Genomic DNA, 17,211 nt, shown 5'->3' with positions numbered 1-17,211 from the left:
GTAGGTGTAGGTGTAGGTGTAGGTGTAGGTGTAGGTGTAGGTGTAGGTGTAGGTGTAGGTGTAGGTGTAGGTGTAGGTGTAGGTGTAGGTGTAGGTGTAGGTGTAGGTGTAGGTGTAGGTGTAGGTGTAGGTGTAGGTGTAGGTGTAGGTGTAGGTGTAGGTGTAGGTGTAGGTGTAGGTGTAGGTGTAGGTGTAGGTGTAGGTAGGATGGGTAGCGCAGGATCGGATCGATAGGCGTCCATTTAAGGACGTTCGGTTACCATCACCGCTATCTTCGCCGTAGCGGAGGTCAGGTGAGTGCAAAGCTCATGCTGCCGGCCCGGTACTCGCCCGCACCACCAGCTCGGGCGGTATTACCTTCCGAACCGGCGGAAATTGCTCCCCCGCCATACGAGAAAGCAGCAACTCACTGGCACACTGGCCAATTAGGTCAGTGCGCACCCGCACACTGGTCAATGCTGGTGCCGAGTAGGCGGCCGCAGCCATATCATCGAAACCGGTGACAGAAATATCCACACCTGGGCGCACCCCATGCCGGTAGCACGCCGCCAGCACACCAAAGGCGATAATGTCCGAAAAACACATAATTGCGGTCGGTGGTTCCGGCATCGCAAGCAGCCGCTTTAGCATGGCGTCACCGAACTCCAGTGTCGTTGGCCCGTGGTGAACCGAATCACTGGTGACAGGCAAACCGGCAGCATCCATCTGCTGTCGGAAGGAGCATTCTCGATCACGGGCAGTGGACGTATCACCGCCACCACCCAACCAAGCAAAGCGCCTATGCCCTGCTTCATATAAGTGTTCGAATAAAAGACGGATGCCTAGCACATCGTCGTTGATGACTCGATCGAAACTTGTATCAGCGACATCCCGGGAAATCAGCACCAGCGGAAAATCCTGTAGATGCCTTACCTGCGGCCCATCAAGATCTTCTCGGGTGGTACCGGCGACAGGCACTAAAATCAGCCCCGCGGCACCATGCTCGGCCATCTGACGAATGAAGCGCGCCTGGATCGATGGTGTTTCATGGGCATGGCAGAACAGCATCATGCGATCCGCCTCGCGGAAGCACGCTTCCATGTGCCCGAGGAATTCGGTGAAAAAGGGGTTGCTCAGATCATTAAGGCATACCGCTACAGTGCCGCTATCGCCTCTCCGCAACCCCGCCGCATGCCGGTTATAGACGTAACCCAGCTCCTTCGCAGCCTGTTGTATACGCTCCCGTGTCGCTTGGGAAATTCGCAGATCATTACGCAGGGCTAATGATACTGCGGAAACGGTAACGCCTACCTGATCGGCGATAGTTTTAAGTGTCGGACGACTTGCCATATAAAAATCTCAACTCCCATGATTTATAGGCGACGGAACGCGATTTAGTACGCCAGCCTCCTTTTGGAATTATGAGCAACATACTCTCATAGCGAATTTTTTAGTGATATCGCAAGCCCTCATAAGCACGTAATTCCAATTCCATAACGACCAAAGTTGTATTTATTCAATCGATTGAACTGTGTAAAAAATGACAATGAAGGCATTCCAACAACTATCAAAAAACGCCGTCAAGATCCCTCGCCACTGCCAGGAGCACGCAGCATGATGAGCACAAATTCGACAACAATGATGACTATCTCACTGGCCCTATGGGCCTCGTTGGCAGCTACTTCCGCCTCAGCCGATAACCCTGAAACCTGTCACTGGCAGCCCGAACGAGCCGTTACCTTCATCGTTCCCTGGGGTACCGGTGGCGGCACCGACGCCAATGCACGTCGGTTGGCCAGCCTGCTCGAAGAAGAAATGGGCGTTCCCTTTAACGTCGTCAACCGTACCGGTGGAAACGGCGTTGTAGGCCACACCTCACTCGCGCGAGGCAAACCTGACGGCTATACCATTGGTGCCGCCACTGTCGAGATCGACACCATGCACTGGCTCGGCCTAACGCCGCTGACTTACCAGGACATCACGCCCATTGCATTGATTAACCGCAGCTCACCTGGGGTAGTGGTACAAAATAATTCGCCCTACGAAACACTTGATGCCCTGCTCGACGAGGCACGCCAGAACCCCGGAGAATTGACCGCTTCGGGAACCGCCCAGGGCGGCATCTGGCACCTCGCCCTAGCCGGTATGCTCAAGGCCGAAGGACTGGCACCCGACGCCATTCGCTGGATCCCCAGCCAAGGTGCTGGGCCTGCACTCAAGGAACTGATGGCAGGGGGCATTGATGTTGCGACACCTTCACTCGCTGAGGCCCGCAACCTGATCGAACAGGGGGAACTAAAGGCGCTGGGCTACATGAGCGATACTCCGATGGCACAGCTGCCTGAAGTCCCTTTGACAGCTGACACACTGGAGAGTGGATGGACACTGAGTGCCTTTGTGACGGTCAGCGGCCCTGACGGCCTACCGGACGAGATCGCCTGCACCTACGAGCAAGCAATTGAGACAGCTATCAACAGTGAAGCCTGGGCCGAGTTCAAGCGCAGCAGTGGCACTCAGGTAGTGTTCGAAAATCGTCACGAGACCGCTCAACTCCTCGCTGAGGCTGATCGTCAATTGGGCGAAGTGGTCGAAGCGATCGGCCTCGCCAAATAAGCGAGGCCGATTGATAAGCAGGAGGTGTTCATGTGCAATGATCGATTGTCAGGGAGCCTACTGGTTCTCTTCGGCGCACTGGTGCTCTGGCGCGCCTCAACCTTCCCGTCCCTGGCCGGGCTGGAGTACGGCCCCGGCCTGTTTCCCTCTATCGCGGCGATTGGCCTGATAGTTTGCGGAGCGCTAATCGGCTTTGGGTCGCGGGGGCGGCGGAAGGCGCCGAGCACTTCGACGATGCCACCTCAGCAAACAGGCTGGAGGATGGCAGCACGCCCCATGGCCCTGCTGATCGTGATACTCGGCTATGGCCTATTGCTCGATCTCCTGGGCTTTCATATTGCTTCCTTCATGGCAGTCTCCGCCACAGCTCTGATCTTCGGGATGCGTGCTGGGGGCGCAGTGCTGCTAGCACTCCCCCTGGTGATCGGCGTGCATCTGCTGTTCTATTCACTGCTGCGCGTCCCGCTCCCCTGGGGCCTGCTGACACCAATGGCATGGTGACGCTATGAGCGCCTCGACCCTCACCTCCCTATTCAGTCCAGCGTCCCTAACGGTCATCGCCGCCTGTACGCTCTATGGCACTTTCATCGGCGCCATGCCGGGCCTAACCGCTACCATGGCGGTGGCCCTTCTGGTGCCCTTTACCTACTTTATGGATCCGTTGATCGCCATCAGCGCCATTGTCGCCACAACTACCACAGCGATTTTCGCTGGCGACGTACCCGGCACCTTGATGCGTATCCCCGGCACGCCCGCCTCCGCGGCCTACGTCGAGGACGCTTACCGTCTGTCCCGCGCAGGACGCTCCCGCTCGACGCTGATGGTGTCATTGTTCGCCGCCTGCATTGGAGGCCTGGTGGGTGTCGCCCTTCTAGCGCTCATTGCCCCTCAGTTGGCCCGTGTCGCAGTGCAGTTTTCCAGCTTCGAAACCTTCTGGCTGGCCTGCCTAGGACTGAGTTGCGCGGTACTAACTAGTAACGGTAGCGTCGCCAAGAGCTTTTCCAGCCTCTTCCTCGGCCTATTTATCGCCACTATCGGCATCGATGTCGCCGTCGGCCATCCACGCTTCACCTTCGGCAATTACGAACTGTTCGATGGCATTAGCTTTATTCCCGCCATCATCGGCCTGTTTGCGCTCAGCGAGATTCTGCGCAGTGCACAGATAGGACATCGCGACCAACCTGCCAATGCAGTACAAGAGTCATTTTCCAAAGCGCTGCATGAGGCAGCGCTCGTACTGCGCCGCTTCAAGCGCAACATCGCCCGCTCCAGCGTACTTGGCACCCTGATCGGCGCGCTGCCCGGCGCCGGGGCAGATATCGCCGCTTGGATCTGTTATGCGATTTCACGGCGCTTCTCGCGCCATCCCGAACGCTACGGTACGGGGTACATTGAGGGCGTAACCGATGGAGGCTCCGCCAACAATGCCGCTATCGGTGGCGCCTGGACGCCAGCATTGGTGTTCGGTATCCCCGGCGATAGCGTCACGGCTATTGCCATCGGCATCCTGCTACTCAACGGGATGTCACCTGGGCCGCAGATATTTACCGAGTCGCCGGAACTGGTACATACCCTTTACGGCGCCTTCGCGCTGAGCAATCTCGCGATGATCCCTGCTGGCCTGTTGGTGATCATGGCTTCCAGTCAGGTGGTACGTATCCCGCGTCGGGTACTCATGCCCTGTGTACTACTGTTCTCGTTGGTGGGAGCTTACGCCATTACCAATTCGGTCATTGCTATCTGGACAGTGCTGGCGCTGGGTGCTTTAGGATACGCCATGGAGGCCAATGGCTTTCCTCTGGCGCCCGCCATACTGGGTATCGTTCTCGGCACAATCGTCGAGGAAAACTTCATGACATCGATGATGAAGGCCCAAGGCGACTTACTGGCCTTCTTCGATCGCCCCTGGGCGGCGGCGCTAGGCACACTCACCCTGCTGCTCTGGGCGTTGCTGCTGACTCGCGGTATCTATGAGAGTGTTCAGCGCCGTCGCTACCCTAGCCCTTCTTCGGAAACGGAAACCTATCCATGAACCATCGCAACCGTACGAAACTTGCCCTTAAGCAGGGTCGAGCCATTAGCGCCCTGTGGTTGGAAAGCGCCAGCCCCGAACTAGCCGAAATTGCCGTTTGGGCAGGCTGGAAAACCATTCTGATCGACAACGAGCACGGTGTCTCCAGCCTCGAGCATACCGCGCATCTAGTTCGCGCCATCGAAGCAGCAGGTGGCGAAGCGGTTTTACGCATTCCCGCCAACGACCCCACCTACCTGAAGAAGATCCTGGATATGGGGGTACGCTCGATCATGGTGCCGATGGTCAATAGCGCCGCACAGGCTCAAGCTATCGTCGATGCCTGCCGCTACCCTCCTCATGGACAGCGTGGCTATGCGGCTCCTATCGTACGTGCCTCAGGCTACGGCGCTTTCAGTGATTACGCCAGTCAAGCCAACGATGACCTGCTGTTGATCACCCAGATCGAGCATACTGAAGGGGCAGATAACGTCGAGACGATCGCCGAGGTCGATGGCATAGACATGCTGTTCATCGGCCCCAACGACCTGGCGGGCTCAATGGGTTTGCTCGAACGTCTCGAGGCACCCGAAGTACGCCGTCTGATTGAGGATCTTGAGCGCCGTATCGCCAATAGCGGGTGCTGGATGGGCACCATCACCGGGCCCGGTCGCGATGTCACCACTCTTACCAATAGTGGCTACCGCTTCGTGGCCGGCCCCAACGACATCGCACTGCTCGCCAGCACCCTACGCCACGAGGCGGCACAATGGCGTGAGCAATCCGCTGATTTCGGAGGATCCTGATTCGGATATGGTCCTTAGTGGCCGGGGCGTCACTGCCACCGGCCTTCTGAAGACGTTAAGATAAAGTGACCAAGATAATGCTGAAAACAAACCACTGCCGCACTCTATAGCGCTTCTTGTTGACACATCAATCTATCAACCTCTTCCGCCATTGGAATACTACTGGCAGCGCCGCGTTTTTGAACCGCCAGGGCAGCCGCCGCTGTTGCCCTTTGCAAGCACTGTGAAGGCTTTAGTCCAGCTTGCCTAGCAGCTAGGAAGTAACCCACAAAGGTATCGCCTGCGGCCGTTGTATCGATGGCCTTTACCTTTAAAGCCGATTGAAAAAGAGTCTCACTGCTGCGCTGATACCAAGCCCCCTCGCTACCTAGGGTAAGAACCACCTCGACATCGCCAAGCGATTCTTTACAACGCCTTAGCAAATCTGCGGCGCTCGACTCTACCGGCATCTCTAATAAAGCGGCGGCCTCTGTACGGTTAAAAAAAAGCAGTTCACATTGGTCTAGAGGGAGTGATGATACCTTCGAGGTCATTGGTGCTGGGTTAAATATCACCTTGCAGCCGTGGCTCACTGCTAATGGAATAAGCTGATCAAGCCCGTTACATTCGTTCTGAATAAGTATTGTGTCGCCAGGAGCGGTTTGCGCAATAAGAGCCGTCATTTTCTCCTGCGTAAAACCATGATTGGCGCCAGAGAACAAAAGAATAGCGTTTTCACCCAGTGCGTCAATTTGAATAATGGCATGCCCACTTGGCTCTGAGGTCAATTCGACATCTTTCACACCAACACCCGCAGACTCAAGCTCACTGGTCACCCAGGCATCTATCGATGAAACTCGCCCCCAGTGACTCACCCTTCCTTTGGCACGCGCTATTGCCAGTGACTGATTGACGCCTTTTCCACCTAACCCAATATTATAATCACCGCTTTCCAAGGTTTCGCCAGGGCGGACAAAATAGGGTACACGGTAAGTATAATCGATATTGATGGAACCAAAATTAAAGATCATTGACACCCCCTCTTATTCAAAAAGCCAGCCAGCTTTAAAGCTGACTGGCCTCTAGGCAAGTTCCTCTAACACCTACTCTTCTAATGCTTACTCTTCTAAAACCTATTATTCCAACACAAAGGGAGAAGTATAGCTATCTACATTATCTTGAGTAATAAGGAAACAGTCATAAAGCTGTTTTTCACTATCCAACCCTGTTTCTCCGGTATTAATGTAATGATCAGCAATTTTTACTGCATGTTCTGCAAATACGGCCACCGGCTGTAGAACGGTATAGGCCAGTTCACCCGAGCGAACCGCATCAACAGCATCTGGTGAACCGTCAAAACCACCTACTATTACATCGTCTAGCCGCCCCTCCTGTTTTAGAGCCACAATGGCACCTAAGGCCATTTCGTCGTTACCACTAATGACGCCTCGAATATCAGGATGAGAACGGAGCATGCTCTGCATTTTATTGCGCCCTTCCGTCCGATCCCAGTTAGCGATGTCAGACGCAGCAAGGCTAAGATCGGGGTATTGGCTAAGCACCGTCTCATAGCCATTGGATCTTGTCGCAGCATTATTATCAGAAGGGGGTCCCTTTAACTCTATATAGGATCCCTCGCCATCTAGTTGCATTGCCCACTGTTGCGCTCCTAACGCGGCTCCTTGCGCATTATTGGAAACCAGTTGCGCTTTGGCCAATCCCTGCTGGTTAATCTCAGCGTTAATAATAAATACCGGAATTCCCGCCTCGATTGCTCTTCGCACAGCGCCAATGGAACCGTCCGCATTAGCAGGGTCGAGAATGATTGCTTTAGCCCCATTGGTAATTGCCGTATCGACCTGGTTGCTTTCAGTGTTGGTGTCACCCACATGGGAACTTACATTTGCATCATAGCCCAATTCTTCTGCTGTACGCTCAGCAATTGTTCCTTCCGTTTGCCAATAGGGGTTTGACATATCATTGACAATAATTGAGATCAGTCCCTTGTCCTGAGCAACTATAGAGCTACTAAAGAGCATCGAGACACTGGCGAGAGCTGTAAAAAGCACTTTTTTACTTTTTGGAAGCATGATTATTACCTCATAGTTATGATTGTTGGTCTTTGAATCGGTAGACCTGAGCAGGCCACACTTCTAAGCAATGCTACGTTAAGTAGCACTTGCTCTAGAACCTTCACGCTTACTTTCTGTCGTTTTCTCGGCTTGTTGAGAGGACTTGTGTTTAGCACTGTATTGGACATTATTTAACATGACAGCAAAGACAATCACGCTACCCGTGAAGACCATTTGCCAATAAGCAGACACACCGATGATGACCAGACCGTCGGCGAGAAAGCCAATTACAAATGCGCCCAATAAAGTATTTCGAACCGTGCCACGTCCCCCCATCAGTGAGGCGCCACCGATAACAACAGCAGCAATCGCTGTCAGCTCATAGGTAGTACCTGCCGTTGGCCCAGCAGAGGTCAACTGTGAGGCAAGTACAATCCCAGCCAGGGCTGCGCACACGCCGGAAATAATGTAGACGGAGAGCTTAACGCGATTGACGGGCACCCCAGATAGCTCTGCAGCACGCGCATTGCCACCGGTAGAGTAAATCCACCGGCCAAACGGCGTACGACTGAGCGCCAACATGCAAATAACCGCAGCACAAAAGAGAATCAAAACACCTACAGGAATACCGAATAGTTTATTAAACCCAAGCCATTCAAACCCAGTATTACCTAATGTAGGGTCACCACTTAAACTATTGAACGTTAACCCATCGGTTAGCAGCAGTGCGGCTCCACGCGCGACATACAACATGCCCAGTGTGGCCACGAAAGCAGGCACTTTGAAGTAGGCAACTAATACGCCATTGATAGCCCCCACGAGGCCGCCCAGTAAGCAGGTAAGGACCACGACGACCCACACTGAAGGAAAGAAAGCCAAATTAAACGCTTCAATCTCCACCCCTTCTAACAACATACCCGCGAACACTCCGCAAAGTGCCAACGTAGAGCCAACCGATAAATCGATACCGCCAGTCAGAATGACAAACAGCATGCCAATGCCTAGCAAGCCAAAAACAGCCACATGCGAAGACATGGTTAAAAAATTACCCGTTGAAAAATAAACAGGCGAGAGTATGGAAAAGACAATAATGATCACGATTAATGCAAAAAAAGCCCTACCTTCCAGCAAAATCTTGACGATATCGATACTGCCTTTTTCAACTTGTAACGCGTTATTGTTGTGATGAGACATAGTCATTACCTATCCGATTGAATAATCATGCAGCAACTGATTCGCCCGAAGCAGCCATAATTTCATCTTTCGTTACACCCGGTTTGAATTCAGCGGAGATCCGTCCTTTGCTCATCACCAGCACTCTGTGTGGAATACTCAAGCACTCGCTCACTTCAGATGTTGTAAAGACAACCGCTAACCCCCGCCGAGCCCCTTGGCTCAATAACTTGAACACTTCGGCCTTGGCACCCACGTCGATACCACGGCTTGGCTCATCAAGTATGATGACGTCTGGATGGGTAGCCAACATCTTACCGATCACCACTTTTTGCTGGTTACCGCCAGACAATGAACCAATGGAAGCCTCCCCGCCGTCTGTTTTAATGTGCACCTTATCGATAGCTGAATTAATCATTTCTGCCTCCAAGCTGGAAGAAGTAAGCCCCTTGCGAGTAAACGCATGGATACTGGCTAGCGACAGATTTCTACCGACTGACAGGGTGGGTACTAACCCATCACGCTGGCGATCCTCAGGCACTAACACCAACCCTCTCTCGATTCGCTGTGCAATGTTGTAATGGGATACGTCAGTTGAGTTGAGCAAGATATCTCCCTTGGACTGCCGGGTTCGCCCTGCCACACACTCCAATAACTCAGTTCTGCCAGCGCCCATTAGCCCATAAATGCAGACAATCTCGCCTGCGCGCACATCAAGAGAAAGATCCTCAACAACATAGCGACCTGCCACTTTATCGTCGCTTATGTAAAGGTTCTGGATAGAGAGCGCGGTGGAGCCCTGCTCATACCCTGTGGGCGGTGAGCCAAGATCGAAACTCTCTCCTACCATATGCCTGACGATCCACTGCAGGTCGATATCACTACGTGGAGCGTAAGCAGTCATGACCCCATCGCGGAGAACAACGGCATGATCGGTAATCTGTAGCGCCTCTTCCAAATGGTGAGAAATATAAACAATCGAGACACCCTTGTTTTTGAGATCCTGGACGACTTTAAATAACGTCTCGACTTCCGTGGCACTCAATGCGGAAGTCGGTTCATCCATAATCAAAATGCGAGAGTTCTTGGACAGCGCTCTCGCGATTTCAACGATTTGTTGCTGCCCAACCCGTAGATCTTCGACCAGGGTAAGAGGGTGGATCGGTTCATCCAGCTCCTCCATTAACAATTCAGCCTGACGCGCCTCCTCTTTATAGTCGACGCTGCCTCTTCCTTTAGTCAGCTCACGCCCCATAAAAATGTTGTCGCGCACATTCAGGTTAGGGGCCAAGCTTAACTCCTGATGAATAATGGTAATCCCCAGCGCTTCAGCATCCGACGGCGACGAAAAGCTGACGCTCTCTCCTTCCAATACAATCTCCCCAGCCGTCTGAGCAATGACACCAGACAAAATTTTCATCAGCGTAGATTTACCAGCTCCATTTTCGCCAAACAGCGTTGTCACCTGTCCTCGATATATATCGAAGTTCACTTCTTTGAGGGCTTGCACGGCACCGAAACGCTTTTCGATATTGCGTGCAGAAAGAATCACCTCGGGTGGAGCCACTTCCACTGTTGATCTATCGATATTCATAGCCGCCCCTCACTCAATGGTCACTATACTCACAGGAGTAATTAGCCAGTTTTTGGGATTTATCATGGTAAAGGAGCCGACTACTTCTAACGTTTTTCCGGTTAACTCTTGCCCGGAAATATCCGCAAGCACTTGACGCTTCATTTCATCATTGAGCGCTGCGCCGACATCTTGGTACTCAATCTGATTGGTAAAGTCGCCAAATTGAATATTGCCGGTTGTATCTCTCAGCGTAGTGCCATTAATGGCTGGGCCTGTTTGCACACGAATGACGATATCTGAAGGCACATCGGCAACCTCTAGGGTGTAAACGCCCCCGCGGCTTTCTACAGCAACTCCGGATAAAGAGACCGGCACAATATGGCCAATGCCGGCAGCGACGCCGTATTTCTCACCTGCCGCTCCGGCATCCTGGAGAACCTCTGGCGCCAATACCGATGCATTTACAGCGTTATTCTCGACATACGCTTGGATCTCTGGAAATGTTTCCTGAGCAAATTGCTGTGGTGAAAACCCCACCGCGCTCTCAAGTTCAGTAAGACTAATGACTTTAGTATCGAGCGCCATGAGTGCAAACAGCACTAACGCAAAAGCAGCTGCCACATAGACCTTTATACGCTTATCACCGGGCACCGAATTTAATGTCGCCGACATAATCACTCCGGTTATCATTGTAGTTATAAAAAAGTTATAAATAAGAAACTTCCACTACCTACTTCCCGTCAGGTATAAGCACAACCTTTAATGCGTTAGGGTCATTGCGCATTAGATCTAGCCCTTGATGGAATTCGGCTAACGGCAGCTTATGGGTCACCACATGATCCGTTGGGAAATCACCATTACCAATGCCTTCAATGACAGGTGGGTAACAATAAGGGCCTAGATGCGCACCCAGCACATCCAGCTCTTTACGATCGCTAATAATGCTCCAATCAACAGTCACTGGCTCTTTGAATACACTAAATTCGACAAAGCGACCCAATTTACGGATCATATAAAGACCTTGCTCTACCGACTGTACCGCACCGCTCGCCTCAATATAAATATCGCAACCATAGCCTTCCGTTATGCCTTTAACGTAGTCAATAACATCAATTTCAGCGGGATTCAGGACAATGTCAGCACCAAACTGTTTAGCAAGTTCTAAGCGCTTGTTATTGAGATCCAGTACGACCAGCTTGGAAGGCCCGGACTTTTTGATCGCACCGATCATTCCTAGCCCTAAGGTGCCTGCCCCGGAGAGGACAACCACATCTCCCAGTTCAATCTGCGCACGCTTAACGGCATGTAACGAACAAGCATAGGGTTCAATAAGAACCGCTTTCTCCATCGGAATCTCATCTGGCAACTTGTGATTAATGGCTTCTTTAGGAAAGACCATATATTCAGCCATACCGCCATTTACGTTGTGCTGAAATCCATACACATCGTGCTTTTCGCACATCCAGTACTGCCCACGGTTACAGAAACGGCACTCCCAGCAAGGCACGATTTGCTCGGAAATAACGCGATCACCGACCTCAAGGTTTTTAACGCACTCTCCTAAAGCCATCACATGACCAATAAACTCATGGCCTGGAATCATCGGTGCCTTGATATAAGCGGGCTGGGTTTCGTCTCCCCAAAAGCTGGGGGCGCCTTCATAGGCTTTGAGATCGCCTGCGCAGATTCCGCACGCTTCAACCTTTATCAGGACTTCACCCTCTCCCACCTTCGGCACGCCCACCTCTTCAAGACGATAATCACCAGGCGCGTAGGCTACGACGGCTTGCATGGTCAGAGGCAGTTCGGTGTGATTGTTGTTATCGGCGTTATGCATTACTCACTCCTAATATATCTTGTATTGCTTGGCTAGCGGCGCACGCTTTACAAAAGATCTTGTTGTGTACATATGAATTAACTGCTTTAAGCATAGCTGAGTCAATCCATAATGGAATTTTCTAATCTTATACTTTAGACCAATAACATAATTGTTTGTTTTTTATATCTAAATTTTAAAAATGGAAATTATTTATTATTTCGGCCATGTAAAAACATCGCCCTAAGCCATTCTATATGTTCCAGCATCGATCAAATGTACAAGCACCTGTCAAATACCACAGGCATCGGAGCGAGGAACAAGGGGGAAACCAAGCATGCCAAAGAGTGCCCACATGCCCAAGAAAAGCCAATAAATGCAACAGAGAAAGCTGGGCCGACCTAAGCGTAAGATGCCGAGAAACCTTAGGTTTTGAATACAAATCAAGCGCGCACTTACCCGGTAGTCGCTTCATCGAGACGCAGAATGGTGTGCGCGTTAGTGACACTAGTCGCCAAGGTATCGATAACCCCGGTACGCAGCGCCCCCAGTATGCCGACCGCTTTAGTATTTTCACTGGCGATAGCAATAACGTCTGGAATACGCGTGAGATCCTGTATATTAAGCCCCACTACACGCCCCTGCATCTGCGTTGCGGAAGGCTTCCCATGGATATCGATAAAGTCATAGCCCATCATATCGCCCACAGTTCCAGAGAGCCGTGCTTCAGCAATCTCCTGGGCGGAAAACCACCCCATCCGCACCATATTACTGTCTTCACTTACATCCCCCACACCAATCAAAGCGGTATCCGCGCGTCGAGCCCGGTCTAGCGTCTGGCGCACGGTGGAGTTTTCATACAATGCATCCCTAAGTTCGCCGCTCTGTACCAGTGCAGGGGCATAAAGCGTCTCACTGTCACCGCCAAACCTGCTCGCCAAACGTCGACAAATATGGTCAGGATTCATATGCTCGCCTGCACGCAGAGAGCCACCAATTGCGCACACAAATGAAACCTTTAACGACTCCGCCAGGAAAACGTTATCCGCCACGGCGGCCACGTTACGCCCCATGCCAACGGCTACAATCTGACCATCGGTCAAACTACGCGACAGATGATCTGCCACTAGACTAGCGACTGACGAGCGCTGCACATCTGGGTCGGCATTATCCAGAGCAATCAACGCTCGCTTCAGGCCAAAGCGCCGTTTGAGCTCCTGCTCAATCTCAACACTAACGGCGGGATGCAGGCGCACTCGGACATCGACAATTCCTTCTGCCTGGGCACGCTTGAGCAGCCGCCCTATTCTCACACGCGAATGCCCGAGCCTATTTGCGATCGCTTCCTGCGTCTCCCCCTGCACATAGTAGAGCGTTGAAATCTCTGTCATTAAGTCTATATCTGCAGCGTCTTGACCATTCATCCTCGGCATCCAGGGGTTATTGAAGGGCATGTATCATGTCAGCTTGCTTGACACTTTTTCAACACAGGAATCAGCGCCTGAATAATCAGCGCCAATGAAACAGAACCGGCATCAGGCGTACCCACGCTTTTTTCAGCCAATGGTCGTGCGCGGCCAACACGGGGAATTAATTGCCTGGTAGCCTCAGCAGCCTCACTCGCTATGCGTGCAGCGGATTCCCAGCAAGCCAAAGCTCCCTGGCCTTTCTCAGCCTCCCACGACAGGGCATCGGCAAAAGGCACTAGCACGTCGACAAGCGTTTTATCGCCCAATTCAGCTTTACCAAATGCCATGACTTGCTGACGGGCATTGACCACGCCAGCAGCAAGACGCTGTCCTGATAACGGCTTCTCATTGCCAAGCGACTCCCCCATCGCTTTTAAGATAACCCGCCAGATAGCACCAGAGGTACCGCCCGCTTCGTCTGACCAGCGCTGCCCAGCCCACTGCAGCACTGTCTCCGCGCCCGCGCCGCCATCAAGAGCCTCTTTGGCCGCTTCAAGCGCAGCCCTGCTGCCCCGCTGCATACCAATACCGTGATCACCATCCCCAGCCACAGCATCAATCTGGCCCAGCATCTCGCAGTTTTCATTGACCATATTTGCGAGCACTTCGAGCGCCTCAACGACGCCGCACGCTAATTTTCGCGAGGCATCGCTAGCCTCGGGAATCTCATCTTGCGTAACCACCTCTACCTCGGCAGGATCCAGCGCCTGCGCTGGCGTCACGCTGCCTTTTCGATAGCCCGGCGCATCCGCAGCGGCGGTCCACAGCGGCTCCATGTCTTTATCAAGCCAGAACAACGTCAGCGAAACCCCGGCCATATCAAGACTGGTCACCAGCTCGCCCACATCGGGCTCCACAATGCTTAATCCAGCTTCCTGCAGCAACTCGTCAACCTTGCGATAAATAACGAACAGCTCTTCATACTTAATAGTACCCAGGCCATTGAGTATCGGTGCCACCCGAGCTCCTTTGAGTCTGATACCGTCAGGAACTTCTTCCAATAATCGGGCAACGAGGATTTCTGCCAAGCCATCTGCGGAAGGAATATCCGTCTCACTAATACCCGGCTCGCCGTGAATCCCCAGCCCTATGGCCATCCTGCCTTCGGGCACATGAAAGAGCGAATCGGCTGCACCCGGTAACGTGCATCCCTCAAACGCCACTCCAAAAGAGCGCGTGCAGCGATTTGCCTCTTTCGCCACTTGAACTACTTCTTCCAGTGATAATCCCTTTTCTGCTGCAGCGGCGGCGGCCTTGAAAACGGTTAGATCACCTGCGATGCCCCGGCGCTTATCAATCTCCGCCAAGGGTGCACTGGCGACATCATCAGTGACCAGCACGATTTCACAGGGAATACCGTCCGCAATCAAACGCTCGCGCGCCTCACCAAAATGCAGCACGTCCCCCGCATAATTCCCAAAAGAGAGCAGCACACCACCGCCGTTGTTGGCGGCTTTGGCGACGGAATAAACTTGCTGTGCAGAAGGCGAGCAAAACAGATTGCCCATGACCGCCCCATGGGCCAACCCTTGCCCCACCAACCCCGCAAAGGTGGGGTAATGGCCGCTACCACCACCAACCACGACCGCAACACTATCTGGCTGGCTGCGCGTACTGCGTACGACACCTCCCGGCACAGCCATCAGCTTATCGCGATGAGCAGCTACTAAACCTAAACGAGCTTCTTCAGGGAAATCATTTGGATCATTAAATAGGCGTGTCATTATTATATCCTCTGGAGTGAGGCCAAACTGCGTGATCACAGCTTGCATGCTGTTGTTATTAATCAGCGTCGACGAATATGAGCGATACCACGGTTACGGAGTATTCAATCGAGACTCATATTCGTCAATCTTTGCTATTTTTAATTCGGAATTTCCACCCGAAAAGTTGCTGCCCAAAAAGGTTGCCACTATTGATTTAGCCAACTCTGGCCCAATCACTCTGGATCCCAGCGTGACAATCTGTGCATTATTACTGGTGCGCGCCTTTGCTGCTGAGTAAGTATCGTGCGCCTGCGCAGCGCGGATACCGGGCACCTTATTGGCAGAAATAGCCACTCCGATTCCCGTGCCGCATACCAGTACTGCACGATCGAAGCGCCCCTCCTTAATCGCCGTAGCCACCTCAAAGGCAATATCGGGGTACAGCACCGGCTGGGCATTAAAAGTGCCAAAATCTTCAACCTCGTAGCCTAACTCTCGAATATAACCAATGAGAATCTCTTTCAAGTCGTAAGCGGCCTCATCACCGCCAATGGCGACTCTGAGAGAAGACGTCGCACTAGACATTCATGCTCTCCCTTTCTAGGAAATAGAAACGCGGACGACTAACAACGATGAAAACCACCACGCAGTTGCCAGCCGTCTACTGACGCTATTCAATCTATCACCAACTGAGCATTTGTAAACACAACGATCATAAGATCTAGTTGTATTTTTTTGGAGGATTCAGGATAAAAACCAAGAAACAACCAATAATATATTGATAATAAAAGAATTATATGAATATAAAGCATTATCTACCAAGCACTATACTTTTGTTCAATGACCTTAAAATCGATTTCAGTGGCACGCTGATTTGACTAAATCGGTCTAAATGGACAATCATTTGAACACAGCATGTTCATTTTTAAGGAGAGTAGGCAATGTCGCTTCTGGATGGATTACGCGAACACTCACTGGTCGTGGCCGACACGGGCGACTTGGATGCCATAAAGCGCTATCAACCGCAGGACGCTACCACTAACCCCTCATTGATTCTCAAGGCCTTCGAACTGCCTCGTTATCAAGAGTTGATCGACAAGGTGCTTGCTGAATCATGTAGTGATGAGAGCGACCTGAGCCGAATAGTTGACCAACTTTCGGTTGCGATTGGCGGGCAAATTGCCAATGTGGTACCTGGACGAATATCGACAGAAGTGTCCGCACACCTCTCTTTTAATACCCAAGCCAGTATTCACAAGGCCTACGAACTGATTGAGCGCTACGAAAAAATGGGCATTAACCGCAGCCGTGTGCTGATCAAGCTCGCGTCTACCTGGGAAGGGATCCGTGCGGCTCAGCAATTAGAGCGTGAAGGCATCAACTGCAACTTAACGCTCTTGTTCAGCGATGCTCAGGCACAGGCCTGCTTTGATGCTGGGGTGTACCTGATATCGCCCTTCGTTGGCCGCGTTAGCGATTGGTATCAAAAGACAACAGGTGAACAGTTCACACCAGAAGAAGACCCTGGCGTGCTATTTGTAAAGGGGATTTGCGAGAGAGCTGCCGCTGGTCATTATGACACTGTCGTCATGGGGGCAAGTTTTCGTACCACCGATCAAGTATTAGCGTTGGCGGGCTGCCATCGCCTGACCATCTCTCCCGCACTGCTAGAACAGCTTGATAGCATGGAAGGAGAGGTGGCCTCAAAAATCCAGCAGAAAACCGTCACTCGTAAAGCATTCACACCGCTATCAGAAGCTGGTTTTCGTTGGCAGCATAACCAAGATGCAATGGCCAACGAGATGCTGGCTGACGGGATCCGACGCTTCGCCAGCGACCAACAAACATTAGAGTCGCTGATTGCTCAACGCTTGACTGCTCGCGCCTAACGACACGCTACTCAATATAACAACTAAGGTATCACTGCTATGAATAACCGTTTTGAGCTGGCTAATGCCATTCGCGCCCTGTCCATGGATGCCGTTCAGAAGGCCAAATCCGGCCACCCAGG

At 52.2% G+C, this 17,211-nt stretch carries 17 protein-coding genes; 6 read left to right on the top strand and 11 right to left on the bottom strand.

The annotated features are described in order from the left end of the window. Both HALTITAN_RS24190 and HALTITAN_RS24185 read right to left on the bottom strand, forming a co-directional pair. On the bottom strand, positions 1-303 hold a 303-nt coding region (locus tag HALTITAN_RS24190; RefSeq protein WP_201764719.1), incomplete at its 3' end, for a hypothetical protein. A gap of 3 nt (positions 304-306) precedes the next feature. After that, positions 307-1,329 (bottom strand): LacI family DNA-binding transcriptional regulator, encoded by a 1,023-nt coding sequence (locus tag HALTITAN_RS24185; RefSeq protein WP_009288683.1) that lies wholly within the window; start codon positions 1,327-1,329, stop codon positions 307-309. Between the two features lie 264 nt (positions 1,330-1,593). Here HALTITAN_RS24185 and HALTITAN_RS24180 point away from each other — a divergent pair, with 264 nt between their 5' ends. Genes HALTITAN_RS24180 through HALTITAN_RS24165 form a run of 4 tightly spaced genes read left to right on the top strand, consistent with a single transcriptional unit; the run spans position 1,594 to position 5,409 of the window. Further along, the gene (locus HALTITAN_RS24180; protein WP_039860924.1) at positions 1,594-2,592 is read left to right on the top strand and encodes a tripartite tricarboxylate transporter substrate binding protein; all 999 of its coding nucleotides are present in this window, start codon (positions 1,594-1,596) and stop codon (positions 2,590-2,592) included. A gap of 30 nt (positions 2,593-2,622) precedes the next feature. Then, positions 2,623-3,093, top strand: coding sequence for a tripartite tricarboxylate transporter TctB family protein (locus HALTITAN_RS24175; RefSeq protein ID WP_138801071.1), 471 nt, complete (start codon positions 2,623-2,625; stop codon positions 3,091-3,093). 4 nt (positions 3,094-3,097) lie between these two features. Then, positions 3,098-4,624: a tripartite tricarboxylate transporter permease gene (locus HALTITAN_RS24170; protein ID WP_009288680.1), complete on the top strand. Its 1,527-nt coding sequence runs from the start codon at positions 3,098-3,100 to the stop codon at positions 4,622-4,624. Further along, on the top strand, positions 4,621-5,409 hold the full coding sequence (locus HALTITAN_RS24165) for an HpcH/HpaI aldolase family protein (RefSeq protein WP_009288679.1): 789 nt from the start codon (positions 4,621-4,623) through the stop codon (positions 5,407-5,409). Before HALTITAN_RS24170 ends, HALTITAN_RS24165 begins: the two co-directional genes overlap by 4 nt. 104 nt (positions 5,410-5,513) lie before the next feature. Here HALTITAN_RS24165 and HALTITAN_RS24160 read toward each other — a convergent pair whose 3' ends face one another. From HALTITAN_RS24160 to HALTITAN_RS24120, 9 genes are all read right to left on the bottom strand, one after another. Next, positions 5,514-6,419: a ribokinase gene (locus HALTITAN_RS24160; protein WP_035538220.1), complete on the bottom strand. Its 906-nt coding sequence runs from the start codon at positions 6,417-6,419 to the stop codon at positions 5,514-5,516. A gap of 105 nt (positions 6,420-6,524) precedes the next feature. Continuing rightward, a complete protein-coding gene (locus HALTITAN_RS24155) occupies positions 6,525-7,478 on the bottom strand; it encodes a D-ribose ABC transporter substrate-binding protein (RefSeq protein WP_009288677.1) in 954 nt (317 codons plus the stop codon). 78 nt (positions 7,479-7,556) lie between these two features. Beyond that, on the bottom strand, positions 7,557-8,654 hold the full coding sequence (locus HALTITAN_RS24150; protein ID WP_201764718.1) for an ABC transporter permease: 1,098 nt from the start codon (positions 8,652-8,654) through the stop codon (positions 7,557-7,559). Positions 8,655-8,679: 25 nt separating this feature from the next. After that, a complete protein-coding gene (locus tag HALTITAN_RS24145; RefSeq protein WP_039860922.1) occupies positions 8,680-10,227 on the bottom strand; it encodes a sugar ABC transporter ATP-binding protein in 1,548 nt (515 codons plus the stop codon). Between the two features lie 9 nt (positions 10,228-10,236). Beyond that, entirely contained in the window at positions 10,237-10,881 is a 645-nt protein-coding gene (locus tag HALTITAN_RS24140) for a DUF2291 family protein (RefSeq protein ID WP_022522471.1), read from the bottom strand. A 58-nt stretch (positions 10,882-10,939) separates the two neighbouring features. Continuing rightward, positions 10,940-12,046 (bottom strand): erythritol/L-threitol dehydrogenase, encoded by a 1,107-nt coding sequence (locus tag HALTITAN_RS24135; RefSeq protein WP_009288674.1) that lies wholly within the window; start codon positions 12,044-12,046, stop codon positions 10,940-10,942. 434 nt (positions 12,047-12,480) lie between these two features. Continuing rightward, complete coding sequence (locus HALTITAN_RS24130; RefSeq protein ID WP_022522469.1) at positions 12,481-13,449, bottom strand: sugar-binding transcriptional regulator; 969 nt, start codon at positions 13,447-13,449, stop codon at positions 12,481-12,483. A gap of 38 nt (positions 13,450-13,487) precedes the next feature. Continuing rightward, entirely contained in the window at positions 13,488-15,218 is a 1,731-nt protein-coding gene (locus tag HALTITAN_RS24125) for a dihydroxyacetone kinase family protein (protein WP_039860921.1), read from the bottom strand. A gap of 93 nt (positions 15,219-15,311) precedes the next feature. Then, entirely contained in the window at positions 15,312-15,785 is a 474-nt protein-coding gene (locus HALTITAN_RS24120; RefSeq protein WP_009288671.1) for an RpiB/LacA/LacB family sugar-phosphate isomerase, read from the bottom strand. A gap of 356 nt (positions 15,786-16,141) precedes the next feature. On the opposite strand from HALTITAN_RS24120, the gene tal reads away from it, so the two are divergent. Together tal and HALTITAN_RS26445 are read left to right on the top strand one after the other, a co-directional pair. After that, entirely contained in the window at positions 16,142-17,089 is a 948-nt protein-coding gene (tal, locus tag HALTITAN_RS24115) for a transaldolase (protein ID WP_009288670.1), read from the top strand. 39 nt (positions 17,090-17,128) lie between these two features. After that, positions 17,129-17,211, top strand: an 83-nt coding sequence (locus tag HALTITAN_RS26445; RefSeq protein ID WP_422823330.1) for a hypothetical protein, incomplete at its 3' end; no start/stop codon positions are given.

Source organism: Vreelandella titanicae BH1 (assembly GCF_000336575.1).
GTDB classification, from domain to species: domain Bacteria; phylum Pseudomonadota; class Gammaproteobacteria; order Pseudomonadales; family Halomonadaceae; genus Vreelandella; species Vreelandella titanicae.
This window is presented reverse-complemented; position numbering and strand designations above follow the sequence as displayed.